Origin of the sequence: Niallia endozanthoxylica (assembly GCF_008710145.1) — a bacterium.
GTDB classification, from domain to species: Bacteria; Bacillota; Bacilli; order Bacillales; family Cytobacillaceae; genus Bacillus_BD; species Bacillus_BD endozanthoxylica.
Window position 1 is genome coordinate 404,383 of the sequence record NZ_VYKL01000015.1, and the last position, 17,157, is coordinate 421,539.

The 17,157-nt window shown below is 36.9% G+C and carries 16 protein-coding genes; 4 read left to right on the top strand and 12 right to left on the bottom strand.

The window, feature by feature from the left end; all coding sequences use genetic code 11:
* The first annotated feature begins 26 nt into the window (after positions 1–26).
* Positions 27–446 carry a thioredoxin domain-containing protein gene (locus tag F4V44_RS09090; protein ID WP_150439677.1) on the top strand — a complete coding sequence of 140 codons (420 nt, stop codon included), beginning with the start codon at positions 27–29 and terminating at the stop codon, positions 444–446.
* A gap of 72 nt (positions 447–518) precedes the next feature.
* Here the strand turns inward: F4V44_RS09090 and lpdA are convergent, their stop codons facing one another.
* The 4 genes from lpdA to pdhA form a co-directional block, all read right to left on the bottom strand.
* Positions 519–1,928 (bottom strand): dihydrolipoyl dehydrogenase, encoded by a 1,410-nt coding sequence (gene lpdA, locus F4V44_RS09095; protein WP_150439678.1) that lies wholly within the window; start codon positions 1,926–1,928, stop codon positions 519–521.
* Positions 1,929–1,931: 3 nt separating this feature from the next.
* Positions 1,932–3,218: a dihydrolipoamide acetyltransferase family protein gene (locus F4V44_RS09100; RefSeq protein WP_150439679.1), complete on the bottom strand. Its 1,287-nt coding sequence runs from the start codon at positions 3,216–3,218 to the stop codon at positions 1,932–1,934.
* 150 nt (positions 3,219–3,368) lie between these two features.
* Positions 3,369–4,346, bottom strand: a complete 978-nt coding sequence (locus F4V44_RS09105; protein WP_150439680.1) for an alpha-ketoacid dehydrogenase subunit beta — start codon at positions 4,344–4,346, stop codon at positions 3,369–3,371.
* Positions 4,347–4,349: 3 nt separating this feature from the next.
* A complete protein-coding gene (pdhA, locus tag F4V44_RS09110) occupies positions 4,350–5,465 on the bottom strand; it encodes a pyruvate dehydrogenase (acetyl-transferring) E1 component subunit alpha (RefSeq protein ID WP_150439681.1) in 1,116 nt (371 codons plus the stop codon).
* Between the two features lie 708 nt (positions 5,466–6,173).
* On the opposite strand from pdhA, the gene def reads away from it, so the two are divergent.
* From def to rnjA, 3 genes are all read left to right on the top strand, one after another.
* On the top strand, positions 6,174–6,728 hold the full coding sequence (gene def / locus F4V44_RS09115; protein WP_150439682.1) for a peptide deformylase: 555 nt from the start codon (positions 6,174–6,176) through the stop codon (positions 6,726–6,728).
* A gap of 652 nt (positions 6,729–7,380) precedes the next feature.
* The gene (locus F4V44_RS09120) at positions 7,381–7,590 is read left to right on the top strand and encodes a DNA-dependent RNA polymerase subunit epsilon (protein WP_150439683.1); all 210 of its coding nucleotides are present in this window, start codon (positions 7,381–7,383) and stop codon (positions 7,588–7,590) included.
* Positions 7,591–7,593: 3 nt separating this feature from the next.
* Complete coding sequence (rnjA, locus tag F4V44_RS09125; RefSeq protein WP_150439684.1) at positions 7,594–9,261, top strand: ribonuclease J1; 1,668 nt, start codon at positions 7,594–7,596, stop codon at positions 9,259–9,261.
* A 49-nt stretch (positions 9,262–9,310) separates the two neighbouring features.
* On the opposite strand, the gene F4V44_RS09130 is transcribed toward rnjA, so the two are convergent.
* From F4V44_RS09130 to F4V44_RS09165, 8 genes are all read right to left on the bottom strand, one after another.
* A complete protein-coding gene (locus F4V44_RS09130) occupies positions 9,311–10,006 on the bottom strand; it encodes a potassium channel family protein (RefSeq protein ID WP_150439685.1) in 696 nt (231 codons plus the stop codon).
* Between the two features lie 97 nt (positions 10,007–10,103).
* The gene (locus F4V44_RS09135) at positions 10,104–11,225 is read right to left on the bottom strand and encodes an N-acetyldiaminopimelate deacetylase (RefSeq protein ID WP_150439686.1); all 1,122 of its coding nucleotides are present in this window, start codon (positions 11,223–11,225) and stop codon (positions 10,104–10,106) included.
* 301 nt (positions 11,226–11,526) lie between these two features.
* Positions 11,527–12,237, bottom strand: coding sequence for a 2,3,4,5-tetrahydropyridine-2,6-dicarboxylate N-acetyltransferase (dapD, locus tag F4V44_RS09140; protein ID WP_150439687.1), 711 nt, complete (start codon positions 12,235–12,237; stop codon positions 11,527–11,529).
* A gap of 161 nt (positions 12,238–12,398) precedes the next feature.
* Entirely contained in the window at positions 12,399–13,028 is a 630-nt protein-coding gene (locus tag F4V44_RS09145; RefSeq protein ID WP_396897489.1) for a CAP domain-containing protein, read from the bottom strand.
* 161 nt (positions 13,029–13,189) lie between these two features.
* Positions 13,190–14,695, bottom strand: coding sequence for an MDR family MFS transporter (locus tag F4V44_RS09150; protein ID WP_150439689.1), 1,506 nt, complete (start codon positions 14,693–14,695; stop codon positions 13,190–13,192).
* A 74-nt stretch (positions 14,696–14,769) separates the two neighbouring features.
* A complete protein-coding gene (gene cbpB / locus F4V44_RS09155) occupies positions 14,770–15,210 on the bottom strand; it encodes a cyclic-di-AMP-binding protein CbpB (RefSeq protein WP_150439690.1) in 441 nt (146 codons plus the stop codon).
* Between the two features lie 150 nt (positions 15,211–15,360).
* On the bottom strand, positions 15,361–15,597 hold the full coding sequence (locus F4V44_RS09160; RefSeq protein ID WP_150439691.1) for a YkuJ family protein: 237 nt from the start codon (positions 15,595–15,597) through the stop codon (positions 15,361–15,363).
* A gap of 245 nt (positions 15,598–15,842) precedes the next feature.
* A complete protein-coding gene (locus F4V44_RS09165; protein WP_150439692.1) occupies positions 15,843–17,048 on the bottom strand; it encodes an EAL domain-containing protein in 1,206 nt (401 codons plus the stop codon).
* Positions 17,049–17,157 lie beyond the last annotated feature (109 nt).

Below are 17,157 nucleotides of genomic sequence, written 5' to 3' on the forward strand. Positions count from 1 at the left end.
CTATTGAACCTTCACTATAGGAGGTTTTGATTACGATTTATTATGTAAAGCGAGGCATTGGTTACATGAAAAGGAAACCTATTCTTTTAATGACTGCTAGTTTGTTACTACTTTTGTCCTGCGACAAAAAAGAGCCGCAACATTCATTGAGTATTGATCATAACACTAAGCAGATTGTATTTTTTTCAAATGATGAGGCTCTAGAACAAGAAGTTTCCTATTACGATGCAATCATCGAATTAAAGAATAATTATCCAGAGGAAATGAAAAACTTAAAAATCCTTTCCGCTTCTGAATTAGATGATTATTCACGTATATTCGAAATAGACCATTGCCCCGCCTTGCTTGTATTTTATCAGAACAAAGTAATCGCAGAAATTGAAGGAGTAGCTACTAAAGAGGAAGTTATTGCACCAATAGCAAAAGTATTATCTGGCACTTCGTAATTAATCTCTCAAATTTAATTCCATTCTTTATAAATAGAAAAAAGCTGGCTCTAAAATGAACCAGCTTTCTTCTTACTTCAATATATGGATAGGATGACCTACAGCTACCTCTGCCGTTTCCATTGTAATTTCACCCAATGTTGGATGAGCATGAATAGTCATAGCAATGTCTTCTGCAGTCATACCTGCTTCAATTGCCAGACTAAGCTCGGAAATCATATCAGACGCACTCGCACCAGCAATTTGAGCACCAATAACAATACCATCTTCTTTTCTTGTTATCAACTTCATAAACCCGTCCGTGCTGTCAAGAGATAGGGCACGACCGTTTGCTGCAAATGGGAATTTCGCCGCTACGATATCAATACCATCTTCCTTGGCCTGTTTTTCTGTATAACCAACAGAAGCAAGCTCAGGTTCCGAAAATACAACTGCAGGAATACCTAAATAATCAATTTCAGATGCATGTCCCGCTATCGCTTCTGCTGCAATTTTGGCTTCATAGGAAGCTTTATGAGCTAACTGCGGTCCGGGAACAATATCACCTATTGCATAAATATTGCTGATATTCGTACGGCATTGTTTATCTATATCAATAATGCCTCTATCACTCATTTTAACACCTATTTGCTCAAGGCCCATTTCATCGGTGTTTGGACGGCGGCCAACCATAACAAATAAATAATCAGCTTCAACTTTCTTTTCTTCACCGTTTACTTCAAAAGTTACAACTACTCCGTTTTCAGTTTCTTCTACACCTTTAGCACTTGCTTTTGTATAGAATTCAACACCTTTGTTCTTCATATTACGTTTAACAAGTGCTGTCATTTGCTTTTCGAAACCAAGTAATATATCATCAGCACCTTCAATAACTGTTACTTGTGTACCAAAGTTTGCATAGGCACCACCAAGCTCCAAGCCGATAACTCCTCCGCCGATTACAACTACTTTTTCCGGAATCTCGTCTAATGCTAATGCACCTGTAGAGTTTAATACACGCTTAGAGTATTTAAATGCAGGTAATTCAATTGGACGAGAACCAGTTGCAATGATTGCATTTTTGAAATTATACGTCTGTGATGAACTCTCACCAATTACACGTAAAGAATTACCGTCGACAAAATAAGCTTCACCATATGCTATTTCAACTTTATTTCCTTTTAATAAACCTTCTACTCCGCCAGTCAGCTTTTTAACAACACTTGCTTTCCATTGTTGAACCTTTGAAAAGTCAACTGTTACATTTTCAGCCATAATCCCAAAATCAGCAGAATGCTTGGCTGTTTCATAACGATGTCCTGCTGCAATTAATGCTTTAGAAGGAATACATCCAACATTTAAACAAACACCGCCAACCGTATTTCTTTCTACGATAGTTACCTTCTGTCCTAACTGCGCTGCACGAATAGCAGCAACATAACCGCCAGGCCCAGCTCCAATGACTATAGTATCCGTTTCTATTGGAAAATCTCCTACTACCATTTATTACGCCTCCATTAACAATAGTTCTGGGTCATTAAGTAAACGTTTAATATGATTTAAAGCATTCTGCGCTGTTGCACCATCAATCATACGGTGATCGAAGCTTAAGGATAATGATAATACAGGCGCAGCTACAATTTCTCCATCCTTAACAACCGGCTTTTCAGCAATTCTTCCGATACCAAGAATTGCCACTTCAGGATGATTGATTACAGGAGTAAACCATTGTCCTCCAGCTGATCCGATATTTGAAATTGTACAAGAAGCACCTTTCATTTCATCTGGCGCAAGCTTTCCATCACGTGCTTTTACAGCCAACTCATTAATTTCATTTGAGATATTGAAGATTGACTTACGATCAGCATCTTTTACTACAGGGACTAACAAACCTTTATCTGTGTCAGCAGCAATTCCGATATTGTAATAATGCTTATGAACAATTTCATTATTAGCATCATCAAGTGATGTATTAAGTGCCGGGAATTCACGTAATGCACTCGTTAAAGCCTTAACAACATAAGGTAAGAACGTTAATTTAATACCCTTATTTGCTGCCACCTCTTTGAATTTTTTACGATGAGCAACAAGCTTCGTTACATCCACTTCATCCATTAATGTAACATGCGGTGCAGTATGTTTAGAATTCACCATTGCTTTCGCAATTGCTTTACGAATTCCACTCATTTTTTCACGTGTTTCAGGATATTGCCCCTGTGGAATAACAGGCGCTTGAACGTTAACCGTTTCTTCTGCAGATGTCTCTACAGCCGCTTCATTTGTTGCAGTTGCCGCGGCGCCACCATTCATGAATGCGTCAATATCCTGTTTTAAAATGCGACCATTATTTCCGCTTCCAGGAACTAAACGAATATCTACTCCTTTTTCTCGAGCATATTTACGTACCGAAGGCATAGCTACTACATGACGATTCGCATCAACTTCCGCCTGTACAGCAGTTCCTTCATTATTAGAAGCCTCAGCCTTAGGAGCTTCTTCTTCAGCTTTTGGCTGTTCCTCAGTTTCATCGCCTTTAAATTGCATATCTTCGTATCCAGGAGCATCAAATTTAATCAGCACCTGTCCTACTGTTGCAACCGTTCCTTCTCCAACCAATACTTCTTCTACCGTTCCTTCTACTGGAGATGGAATTTCTACAACTGCTTTATCATTTTGGACTTCACATAATACATCATCTTCTTGGACTTTATCCCCTGGTTTTACAAACCATTTGACTATTTCACCTTCATGGATACCTTCACCAATATCAGGCATTTTAAATTGAAAGGACATTATAAATTAACCTCCTATTATTATGAATGTCTAAATAAGTATCGTTCGATAGTATAAAAATACATGCCCTGTTAACAGCGTGCCTCCATATTTGAAAAAGCGCTATTAATCATTCAGGGCAATGTAATAAAAAAGCATTAATAAAACTAATTAAAAGGTTAATACTTTTTTAGCTGTTTCAATTACATCTTTAAAGTTTGGCAGCCAAACAGCCTCTGCTTGCGGGAATGGGAATACCGTATCCGGTGCAGCAACTCGCAATACTGGCGCTTCAAGACTCAATATAGCTCGATCATTAATTTCAGCAACAACATGCGCTGCAACACCCGCCATCTTTTGAGCTTCCTGCACAACAATCGCACGGCCAGTTTTTTCAACTGAAGCAATAATCGTATCAATATCAATTGGGCTGACAGTTCGTAAATCAATAACTTCTGCAGAATACCCTTCCTTTTCAAGCTCTCCTGCCGCTTTTAAGGACTCATGCACCATTGCACCATATGTAATGATTGATACATCGGTACCTTCACGCTTTACTTCTGCTTTTCCTAATGGGATAGTATATTCTTCTTCAGGAACTTCCTGACGGAAAGAACGATACAGTTTCATATGCTCAAGAAAAACTACTGGATCATTATCACGGATCGCAGAAATTAACAACCCTTTCGCATCATATGGTGTAGAAGGAATAACTACTTTTAATCCAGGCGTTTGTGCCATTAGACCCTCTAAACTGTCTGCATGCATATCAGGGGTATGCACACCACCGCCAAATGGAGCACGAACTGTAACTGGTGCATGGAATTTCCCACCTGTACGGTAGCGTAATCGAGCTAATTGTCCAGCAATTTGATCAAATACTTCAAAAACAAATCCAAAAAATTGAATTTCCGGAACAGGACGGAAGCCTTGTAAACTTAAGCCGAATGCTAAACCGCCAATTCCTGACTCGGCAAGCGGTGTATCAAAGACACGATCTTCACCAAATTCATTTTGAAGTCCCTCAGTAGCACGGAACACACCGCCATTTACGCCAACGTCTTCTCCAAAAATTAATACATTTGGATCATTGCGCAGTTCTGTACGTAACGCATCCGTGATTGCTTGAATCATTGTCATTTGCGCCATGGCTTATTTCGACTCCTTTGCTTGATAAATTTCATATTGTTCTTTTAAGTTGTGTGGCATTTCTTCAAACATGTTTGACATTAAGTCTGTCACCTTTTGTTTCGGAGCAGCATCTGCCTTTTTAATGGCCTCTTTAATATCCTCTTTAGCTTGTTCAATTACTTCATTTTCCTTTTCTTCACTCCATAATCCTTTAGCCTCTAAGAATTTACGGAAACGAACAAGCGGGTCTTTCTTTTCCCATTCATTATCAAGGTCTGAAGTACGATAGCGTGTTGGATCATCACCCGCCATTGTATGAGGACCATAACGATAGGTTAATGTTTCAATTAATGTAGGACCTTCTCCATTAACAGCACGCTCACGAGCTTGACTTACTGCAGCATATACAGCTAATGGATCCATACCATCAACTAGAATTCCAGGAATCCCAGCTGCAACAGCTTTTTGGGCAAGCGTCTCGGCAGCCGTTTGCTTCTCACGTGGAGTTGAAATAGCAAATTGGTTATTTTGTACAATAAAGATAGCTGGCGCTTTGTATGCACCTGCAAAGTTAATTCCTTCATAAAAATCACCTTGAGATGTACCGCCATCGCCTGTGTAAGTAATAGCAACCGCTTTTTGCCCACGTTTCTTTAATCCAAGAGCAACACCAGCTGCTTGAACATACTGGGCACCGATAATAATTTGTGGAACATAGACATTTACACCTTCAGGAATTTGCCCGCCTTCAAAATGTCCTCTTGACCATAAAAATGCTTGGTATAATGGCAAACCATGCCATACGATTTGCGGAACATCACGATATCCAGGCAGAACAAAATCTTCTTTTTCCAGAGCAAATTGCGATGCTAATTGCGATGCTTCCTGTCCTGCTGTTGGAGCATAAAAGCCCAAACGACCTTGTCTATTTAATGAAATGGAACGTTGGTCGAGAATTCTCGTATATACCATACGGCGCATTAACTCTTGTAATTGATCATCTGTTAAATCAGGCATAGCTGTTTCATTCACAACCTGGCCCTCTTCATTTAATATCTGAAACATTTGAAACTGCTCAGCAATTTTCTCAACTTGTGCTGCTGCATCAAATTGTACATTCTTTGTATTAGAAGCCATCCCAGTCATCCTTTCGTTTCTTTTAGACGTTAATAGAGTATCCAAAAATCAAGTATTCATAGCATTCCACCACAAGAAAAACTTTTTTAATATAAAAACACTTTCTTCTTCATTAATAAAAACAAAGAAAACACTTTTACATTACCCCATAATGCCTATACTATCTTTTTGAGTTCATGATACAGATAACAGTAATAATAAATTTCATTATCACTGTTATCTGTATCAGTCAATTCATTAAATAATTATAATACACATTCCGAACTGCATTATTAGTTTACTTATAAAACCAAACGGAGTCAACCAATATAATTAATTTTTTTAAAATCTATTTCTAAAGTTTGCTCAATAATTATCAATCTGTTTCATTTTTATTTTATACCTGTACTATATAACATATAGAACAAAAAAGAGCTGTTATAGGAAAGAATTGCATAAAAATAAATTCTCTCTACATGTTATTTCAGTAAAATGAATGACGAAAAAAACCATTGATTTTATAACAACAACAGATTGATATTTCCATGATTTTATTTGATTTAACACTATTGCCATACACTTTACCTCCTTAACAAATTATTATGTTATTATTTCTATTATTTTTGTAAGATATTTTGCCCTATTCATATCTCTTCATTTTTATTAACTTTTGACTTTTTCTTTGTTAAAATTGGACTACATGATTTATTAGAAGGAAGTGTTTAATTTATGCTTACAATGGATGATATTATTCGGGATGGACACCCGACATTAAGAAAAATAGCTGCCGAAGTTTCCTTGCCTGCTTCTGAAGAAGATAAGAAAATATTAATTGAGTTAATGAAATATGTTCAAAATAGCCAAGATCCAGAGATTTCATCTAAATACGGTTTGCGTCCGGGAGTCGGACTGGCTGCACCTCAGATTAATGTGTCAAAAAGGATGATTGCCGTTCATGTTACAGATGAAAACGATAAGTTATACAGCTATGCTCTTATAAATCCTAAAATCATTAGTCATTCTGTAGAAAAATCTTATTTAGCTTCAGGAGAAGGCTGTCTATCAGTAGATGATCCTTATCCAGGCTATGTACCAAGATATGCGAGAATCACAGTTAAGGGGTATGACGCAGACAGTAACGAGGTAAAACTACGCTTAAAAGGTCTCCCTGCCATTGTTTTTCAGCATGAAATTGACCATTTAAATGGGATAATGTTTTATGATCATATAGATAAAACAAATCCAATGAAAGAACCTGAAAACGCAATAAAAATAGGACGCTAATACATTTTTATCGAAAAAGGACAGAGCTTCTGTCCTTTTTTATTTCTAAGCTTTATTAGCGAACACTGATAATACATCTCATTTTTGACTCAGTCGTGAGAAGCGGACATTTCTCACGACTTTCAGCTATGTTGAAAGGTTGTTGTATCGTTATAAAGTTTATTCATCCTGCTACAAGTTAACTCAATCATATTCTATGCCTGAATTTTAATAAGGCCTATTTTCAACCCAGTTAAAATTCCATGTTTCACCATGAGAAATTTCCTGCTCAAAGACAAATAATATGACTAAAAACAAGAATAAATCTTTTTTAAACACCCATTTCTGCTTTACTTTAGACTAGGATTGTTTAAAATAGAAATAAGGAGATGAGCCACAATGTTAAAGAAGCTGAAAAAGAAGCTCTTAAAACAGTGGAACGATATGTTGCGAAAAAAATCAATTGCCTGATTTATTTGAGCCCTTCACTCTTACGAAGGGCTCCTTCCTTATTATTTCGCACAAAAGTAAAGTGCACCGCTAAAGTCCGGAACTTAACTTGATTATCAGATGGCTATACTTGATAGAAAATGGAGAAAATGAAAAAACATATATTAAAATTGTTTTTTTATAAAAATAAATTAACGATAAAAGGGATTAAGGAGTGATTTACGTGATTTTTAAGGTTTTTTTCCAAGAATCAAAAAACCAAATACCAGTACGTGAGAAAACAAAAACGATTTATGTTGAGGGCGAGACAGTAAGGGAAATCCGAAAAAAATTAAAGGATTACCCTTACAACATTGAACATGTAAGTCCAATAGATGGAGCTTTCTTAGAATACGAAAAACTGAACGAAGATTTTAAAGTATTGGAGATATAAATAATGAAATTTGTAAAAAATGATCAAACTGCTGTATTTGCCCTCGGAGGATTAGGGGAAATCGGCAAAAATACGTATGCAGTACAATTTCAAGATGAAATTATTCTAATTGATGCTGGAATTAAATTTCCAGAAGACGAGTTACTTGGAATTGACTATGTTATACCTGATTATTCTTATTTAGTAAAAAACGAGGATAAAATCAAAGGGCTTTTTATCACACATGGACACGAGGACCATATCGGCGGAATTCCTTACCTATTGCGGCAGATAAATATTCCTATTTACGGAGGCAAGCTTGCACTAGGTCTACTTCGCAATAAATTAGAAGAGCATGGTCTTTTAAGACAAGCAAAGCTTCATGAAATTAAAGAAGATGATATCATCAAATTTCGTAAAACATCGGTTACCTTCTTTCGGACTACACATAGTATTCCTGATTCATTTGGTATCGTGGTCAAAACCCCTCCAGGACAAATTGTCCATACAGGTGATTTCAAATTTGATTTTACCCCAGTTGGAGAGCCTGCTAATTTAACAAAAATGGCAGAAATAGGTAAAGAAGGTGTGCTTTGCTTATTATCAGACAGTACAAACAGTGAAATTCCTAATTTCACAATGTCCGAAAGACGTGTAGGTGATACAATTCATGACATCTTTCGAAAGGTTCAAGGACGAATTATCTTTGCGACTTTTGCATCTAATATTCACCGTCTGCAGCAGGTAACAGAAGCAGCAATTGCTAACGGTAGAAAAATTGCCGTTTTTGGGCGCAGTATGGAGGCAGCTATAAATATTGGATTAGAGCTTGGTTACATTCGGGCACCAAAGGATACCTTTATTGATGCGCAGACCATTAACCGTCTTCCTGCCGACCGTGTAACTATTTTATGTACCGGAAGCCAAGGAGAACCAATGGCTGCACTTTCTAGAATTGCAAATGGTACGCACCGCCAAATTCAAATTATTCCTGGAGATACAGTTGTATTTTCTTCATCTCCAATTCCAGGAAATACGATAAGTGTCAGCCGGACAATTAATATGCTGTTTAGAGCAGGAGCAGAAGTTATCCATGGTAAATTAAGCGATATCCATACTTCTGGGCACGGCGGACAAGAAGAGCAAAAGTTAATGCTAAGGTTAATAAAACCAAAGTTCTTTATGCCAATTCATGGTGAATACAGAATGCAAATTATGCATGCAAAATTAGCTGTAGACTGCGGTGTCGATGAAGACAACTGTTTTATTATGGATAACGGCGAAGTCCTTGCTCTTAGTGAAGATCAAGCACGAGTGGCTGGTAAAGTACCATCTGGAAATGTCTATATTGATGGAAGCGGTATCGGTGATATCGGGAATATTGTACTTCGGGACAGACGTATCCTTTCCGAAGAAGGACTTGTTGTCGTTGTCGTCAGTATTAATATGAGAGATTTCAAAATTGCAGCTGGACCTGATATCATTTCACGCGGGTTTGTCTATATGAGGGAATCAAGCGATTTAATTAATGATGCACAAAGCTTAATAACAAAACATTTAAATAAGGTCATGGAAAGACGCACCACACAATGGTCAGAAATAAAAAATGAAATAACAGATACACTTGCACCTTATTTATATGAAAAAACAAAGCGCCGCCCGATGATTTTGCCTATCATAATGGAAGTATAAAGTATTGTAACAAAACAAAGAAGCACCCGAATGGTGCTTCTTTGTTTTGTTACAATACTTTTTTCTCAAAACGATTAATATCGGCATCTGCACCAATAACAATAAGAATATCTTTTTCATGGATAATCTCATTTGCCTGTGGAGATACAATGATTTCATTACTTCGTTTGATTGCAACAATATTAATGCCATACTTAGCTCGAATATCTAAATTAATAATAGAATGGCCGTCAATTTTTTCGCTGGCAACTATCTCAACAATACTATGCTCATCCGAAAGTTCTAGATAGTCAAGTACACTGTTGGAGATCATATTATTTGCAATCCGTCTTCCCATATCCCTCTCCGGGTGTACAACATGATCAGCCCCGATTTTCAGCAACACCTTTTCATGATAATCATTTTGTGCTTTTACGGTAATATTCTTTACACCAAGTTCTTTTAAAATAATCGTTGTTAAAATACTTGCTTGAATATTATCACCAATGGCGACAATCACATGGTCAAAATTACGTATCCCCAGGCTTTTTAATACCTTTTCATCAGTAGAATCACCAACAACAGCATGTGATGCAATGGCTGAATACTCATTAACCCGGTCTTCATTGTTATCAATAGCCATTACTTCCATTCCTTGTTCAGCAAATGTACGGCAAATACTCCCCCCGAAACGACCTAAACCTATAACTGCAAATTCTTTTTTCACATTTATTCCTCCAACAGTAATACAAAATAGACTCTCCATATTTTAGCATAAATACACTTCACGATATGTATCATATTCAACTTAATAAAACAGAAGGCTGGTCATAAAAAAAACCGGTTACCCGGTTTATCATTGTCTACTCATTTCCTTTATATTCAATATATTGGCATATCATATTTATTGCTGTATCAATTGCCTTTTCATTTGGGTTTAGCTTGGAATGATGCAAACCATATTCTGACTCTACACCTAGCCAAAACATAAAACCGGGTATTTCCTTTAACATATAGCCAAAATCTTCACCGGTCATAGCTTCTTTACATTCAATTACTTTCACATCCGTACGCTTCGCTACAAAGTCCATAAACTCTCTTGTCAGCTTTGCTTCATTATACACCTGATAATACATCACACCAAAATCAATATTTGCTTCACATTGAAAACCAACTTCAATTCCTTTAACAATCTCCTCAATCCGTTTTTTCACCTTTTCCATTGACTCTACAGAAAGGGTACGGATCGTTCCTTCAAGTCTTGCTCTTTCAGCAATTATATTTTGTACGGTACCACTCGTTATTTTCCCAATCGTAATAACGGCACTATCAAGTGGATCAACATTTCTAGAGATAACCGTTTGCAGCTGTGTTACTAAAGAACACGCCGCAATAATCATGTCATTCGTTTGATGCGGAAATGCTGCATGACCGCCTTTCCCCTTTAAATCAATAAACAATTCAGAAGTATTAGCGAACAAAAGCCCTTCTCTAATCGCGATGGTTCCTACCGGATATTCAGGAGCAATATGAAGCGCCATAATCATATCAGGCATCCATTCCTTCATTATATCCGTTTTTAACATTGGTTCAGCACCGCCAGGTCCTTCTTCTGCAGGCTGGAAAATAAATAATAAATCATCATTAATAGGATGATAAACAAAGTGTGTTAAAGTTCCAAGTGCAATCGACATATGAAAATCGTGACCACAGGCATGCATTTCCGTTTCATGCTTAGAGTGAAATTCGAGTCCTGTTTCTTCGACAATTGGTAAGCCGTCAATATCCGTTCGGTATCCAATTAGTTTTTTAGGGTTTATTCCTTTTACCTTAACAAATATTCCTGTTTCCCATTGCTTAATCTCTAGTCTATCTTCTGGTAATGTTTGAAGATAGGTCAAAACATAGGACTGCGTTTTAAATTCTTGAAAGCCAAGTTCCGGAATTTGATGAAGATCACGACGAATTTGAACAAACGAACTCACTTTGACACCTTCCTTTCCATATTATACAACGATAAAGTGAAACTTCCATTAGTGGGGGTTTTTCTTCATCCCCCACCGATGGTTAGTTAAGGCCCACAGAATGTGGGTCACACAGGCGTTGCCACAAATGTAGCGTTCTTAGTCTGTGATTCCGCGAATGGACCTTTACGGGCAGTTGGATCTCCCGCCTATCTTCTTTACACCCTCAGAATCTTAAGGTGGGAGTCTTACTGCCCGTTAAGAGTGGGAGAAATTTCTGTAAAGAAAGCGTGGACTCATATGGTCCACGCCTAGTCCTAAATTACAGCTGACGAAGCTCTTGTTTAATTTCTGTTTTTGATTTGGTTTTTTCATCAATTTCTTTAATAACACGTGCCGGTGTACCCGCTACCACTGTGTATGGAGGTACATCATCAATCACGATAGCACCTGCTGCTACCACAGCTCCTTTTCCAACAGTAACGCCTTCAAGGACAACACAATTTGCTCCAATTACCACATCATCCTCAACGATAACAGGCTTAGCGGAAGGCGGTTCAATTACACCTGCCAATACAGTACCAGCCCCAATGTGACAATTCTTACCGACAGTTGCTCGTCCACCAAGTACAGCATTCATGTCAATCATTGTACCTTCACCAATTACTGCTCCAATATTAATAGAAGCACCCATCATAATAACCGCATTGTTCCCAATTTCAACTTGGTCACGAATAATAGCACCAGGCTCAATTCTAGCATTAATATTTTTCATATCCAATAATGGAATCGCAGAATTTCTTCGGTCATTTTCAATAACATAATCCTCAATTTGACCTTTATGACGTTCAATTGCTTGGCTAATTTCATCCCATTCACCAAAAACAACTCCGCTGTTTCCAGTAATAAATGATTTACTGTTTGAACCAAACTCAATTCCTTCTAAATTACCTTTTATGTAAACTTTTACAGGTGTTGACTTTTTACTATTTTGAATAAATGAGATGATTTCATTTGCATCCATCATTTTCATTTCTATTCCCCCCATTTTGTTCATATATATTACTAAAAATTACTTTATCAAACTAGAGCATTGAAAACAAGCAAAAATAACTATACCTTGGAGTTGAGTGCTCAATTAAAAATGCTGACAATTGCAGCAAGTCTACGCTGCAATGCCAGCATCTATCTTATTTATGACTGAATGAATAATTGAACCCATGCTCCATTATAGAAACCTACACCTATTGCATTATAATTCGCATTAAGAATATTAGCACGGTGACCAGATGAATTCATCCAAGCATTCATGACCTCTTGAGGCGACCTTTGTCCCTTTGCAATGTTTTCTCCTGCAGATCGATAGGATATTCCAAAGGCTCTGAGCATATCGAATGGACTTCCATAGTTTGGGCTTGTATGCGAAAAATAGTTACTATTAATCATATCCATTGCTTTTTTCTCGGCAACATTTTTAACATCCGCACGATGCTGAAGTGGCCTTAATCCCTGTTTGGCACGTTCAGCATTAACTAAGCGAACCACTTCTTCTTCAAACGTTCCGACTGACGCAGCACTTTCTTTTAAACGAATAATTCCCCCAACCTGCATATTATAGGGGTCAACGTTAGGATTAAGCTGCATCAGCCGTTTGTAATCTAATCCATAGCGCTTTGCAATAAACCAAAAACTATCTCCTCTTGAGATTTTATAAAACTCAAAGGGAGGCTCTTTGAACATTGTAATCGATTGAGCATTCGCGGCAGGTGGTATTATACTCAATCCAATCAACATGCTTAGTAATAAAGAAACTACTTTGTTCAATGTAATCATCTCCTCACCTTCATTAGTTTTGAAAAAACAAATAAAATTATGAGAAGATTTTTGTGGAAATCTTTATGGATATTAAATTCGTCCCATTGAATCGGAGAACTTTTTGCATTCCTCCCTTAACTTTAGAAGTGAATGACTTCCGCTGAATGAAGTTAAACCTTTTTCTCACGCGGCAATAGTAAGATTAGAACAAAACTAATCACGGCAATTATCAGTACAGCAAAATACACAATATTTAGAGAATAGGTTAGTCCATCTTGCAGGAATTGCAGCAGACTGTCTGGTATCCTATTTCTCTCATTTGGGTTCAATAAAATATTGATTGAATCTACAGTCAAATTCGCATTTATCTCCTGACCATTTTCCTTAAAATAACGTAAAATTTGGCTGTTTAATATACCTCCAAGAAGTGCTGCACCGATTGTATTCCCTAGATTTCTCATAAATGAATTAGAAGCAGTGGCTATACCTCTTCGCTCCCAATCGACAGTACTCTGGATAGTAACAATAAACGTTGTTGATGTTAAGCCCATTCCGAGCCCGACAAAGAAAGAACCAACAGCTGCCCAAATCGGACCGGCATCAGGTGTTAATGTGATAAAAAGAATACTTCCTAATATTAGGGCCACTCCCCCTATAAGAGAAGTGGTTCTAAATCCAATCTTTAACATAAGCGTGCCGGCAAATGTGGAGGCAATTGGCCAGCCAATCGACATGGTAGTAAGTGTAAAGCCTGCAATGATCGGCGGCTGCTCCATCACACCTTGTACAAATGTCGGCAAAAAACTTGAAATACCTATAAGCATAATGCCTGTTGTTAACGATGTCATATTCGCGATAAAAATGGAGCGTTCCTTCCATATGGAGAAGGGCATAATGGGTTCTTCCGCCCTTTTTTCTTGAAAATAGAAAAAAATAAAGGCGACAACACTAACGGTCAGTAAACCTAAAGATTCTCCAGAGAGCCAGCTCCATCGAGTGCCACCTTCAACAAGAACAAACATTAAACATGAAACGGAAATCATCATTAAGACAGAACCTGCATAATCCACTCGATGTCGCTTCTTTTCCACATTTTCATATAAAAATATACCTACTCCAATCATGGCTAGAATTCCAAGCGGTATATTCAGCCAAAAAACAAATCTCCAGCTTACGTACTCCACAAGAATACCACCCAGTGCCGGTCCAGCAATCGCTGAAATACCCCAGACACTTGACAAATACCCTTGAATATTCGCTCTTTCTTCTTTCGTATAAATATCACCGACTATAGTAGTAGCAATCGGCGTAATAGCCCCTGCCCCAAATCCTTGAATAAAACGAAAGACGATTAACATTGTCATTGATTCAGCAAAACCACACAGAATCGAACCAATTAAAAAAATCGTAATACCGAATAATAATATGGGTTTCCGGCCAAATAAATCAGATAGCTTGCCATAGATTAATACCGTTACAGCATTCATTAGTAAATAAGAAGAAAATACCCAGCCATATAGAGAAAAACCGCCTAATTCACCGACAATTGCCGGCATTGCAGTTGAAATAATCGTTCCTTCTATAGCACCTAAAAACATAGCAAGCATAATAGAAGCAAGAACAATCGGGCGATTCGTTTTCCTTCTCGAAGGGTCTTCTGACAGCGCTTTTACCATAAAAACAACCCTTTCTTAGCACTTTTGTTTATGGTGAAAAACATAAAATAGAGGATGTCTTTTGACATCCTCCTTCATTTAGTTTCACCTTGCAGACCATCACTTAATAAATGTAATACAGCTCTTCTTGTTAATATTCCTTCAAACAATCCATCTTGATTTTCTACACATAAAAAAGGATGGTCCACTAACAAGGCAATCGTATTTTGAAGAGAAGCATTAATTAAGAGATGCGGAACGTTACTATTCATTACTTGCTCAACGCGGGTTTGTTCAAGCTTTTCATATTCAATCCTTTCGAGCCCAAGAATCGATTCCATAATAATGGGGGTAGAAATAAGTCCATGAAGCTTATAATGAGGGTCAAGGACAGGTATTGCCGTGTAACCGCTTTTTGTCAAAACCAATAGAGCATGCTCCAGACTATTTCCTACTTGTACATGAGCTACCCGCTCAGAAGGAATCATTATATTGCGGATATTCATCTCTAAAAACTCATTGCCAAGATTGATCATAGCTGAAAACTCCCCAAACATTGTAATTTCATAAAATTTATTTTAACACAATTTACAATTTTTCGCTTCCATAACTCGGCCCATTTTTCAATTAGCATTAGTAGACAAGGCTTTAAAAAAAGGAACCAAATTGGTTCCTTTTTTTAAAGCCTATTGAATTAAATCAAAGATTTCAATTGTAATCATATCAATATTGTCAAATTGGTATCTTTTTGGCTTTTCTTTATCAAAATAAACTTCCAACTCAAAGGTTTCTGTCTTCGGTTGGTACGTTACTTGACATTTCCGTTCACCGTTCACCTCAAAAAAACGTTGTGAAGGTTCTCCATTATTTGATTGTTCCTGCAGGTTTTTTAACCTTGATATAATCCCTTGAAGCTGTGACATGCTCCCTCTCCTTTCAACAAAAGCCAAATATCTTACTACTAGGTTTCTCATTTGACTTATTTCTAAACCATAAATATAAAGTCTAAATTTTCCTGTACGAAAATAACTTAGCCAATATAAACAGCATAAAATAAAATGAATAGAGAACACAAGTAAAAGATGTAGAAAAATCGAGTTTTTTTTACATTAATACAAAAAAATAAGCTTTTTTCGACACAAATTAACAAAAGAGCTGTCACTTAAGGTTAAAGTAAACTATCATTTTGATAGAGAAAATCGTAGGTTAAATCAATAAATAAATATTCATGTGTATTTAAGGGATAAGAAAACGTTCTAGTTGTTTCACCTGTTTCAATGTCACAATATAAATCAGATAGAAGCCCTCTTTTATCATTACGCATTCGAATCAAGTTTTCTAAAAAGTACGGACGCCAACTCCAATTTTTTTTCATATACTCAGGCTGCAGCTCCCATTCATTTTCTTTTTTAAACAAATTCGGGGAAATTTGAAAGCCGTCTTCATCACAAACATATATTCTAAATGCCACTTGGTCTAAACCTTTTCCAAGAGCTATTAACAAATCTTCAATATTCATTGATTTACGATTTTTGCTTAATATTTCCTGGAGTTTTGTTTGAAAGCTTTCAGTTATTTGAAATACAGTTTCAAGTTTCTTCTTCTCATACATGATAAATTCGTGGAATTCTGCCTTTAATTTATTCTTTAAAGTATCTCTAGCAATAAAATTGGACAGCGGCTTTTCTAAGTAATATCCTTGATAGTATCTCCCGCCGTGCTGCCAGGCAAATTGAAGTTGATAAGTCATTTCAATATTTTTAAATAGCAAGGTTGCCCCGATTTTCCTAGCGAGAATCGCTAGAGAGTATAAAATATCCTGATAGGCAGGCGCAGGATTCATTGAGCGTAATGGCATCAAATCAACCTTTACAATATCAGGTTTTAACTGGCCAATTCGATCCAAGTGACTGCTTTCATCCCCTAATTTATCGACTGCAATTTTTATCCCAAATGTTCGGTAATAATTTAACAAATGATTCATCTCATCTTTTGATTCATCCATTGATACTTCAAGTACAATTCGATTTAAACCGATCCCCTTTGCTTGAAATTGCAGCAGGAATTGAAGAAATTCTTCACCGCTGTCATGAATGAGAAGATCGGCATCTCTGTTTACAAATAGCAGGATATCAGAATCTAATTCAGTTGCAAGCTCTAATGCCTTTGTCAATACCACATTATCTACTTCTAGTCGATACTCATCTGGGATGCTTTTATCTTGAAAAAATGGGCCAAGACTAATGATTTGATTATTATCAGTATATCTTCCTAATATTTCATAACCAATGACGCGATGTTCATCTGCACTGAATACCGGTTGAAAATAAGGAAAACAATGGCCTAAGTTGGTTAAGATATCCAATGCGTCCATAGTGAACCTCCTCGTGGATAATGAACAATTATACCATACTTTATTTTCCACTTTCTAAATCATCTTTTCAATTGATAAAACAACAGTTATAAAGCCTTATATTTTCTTA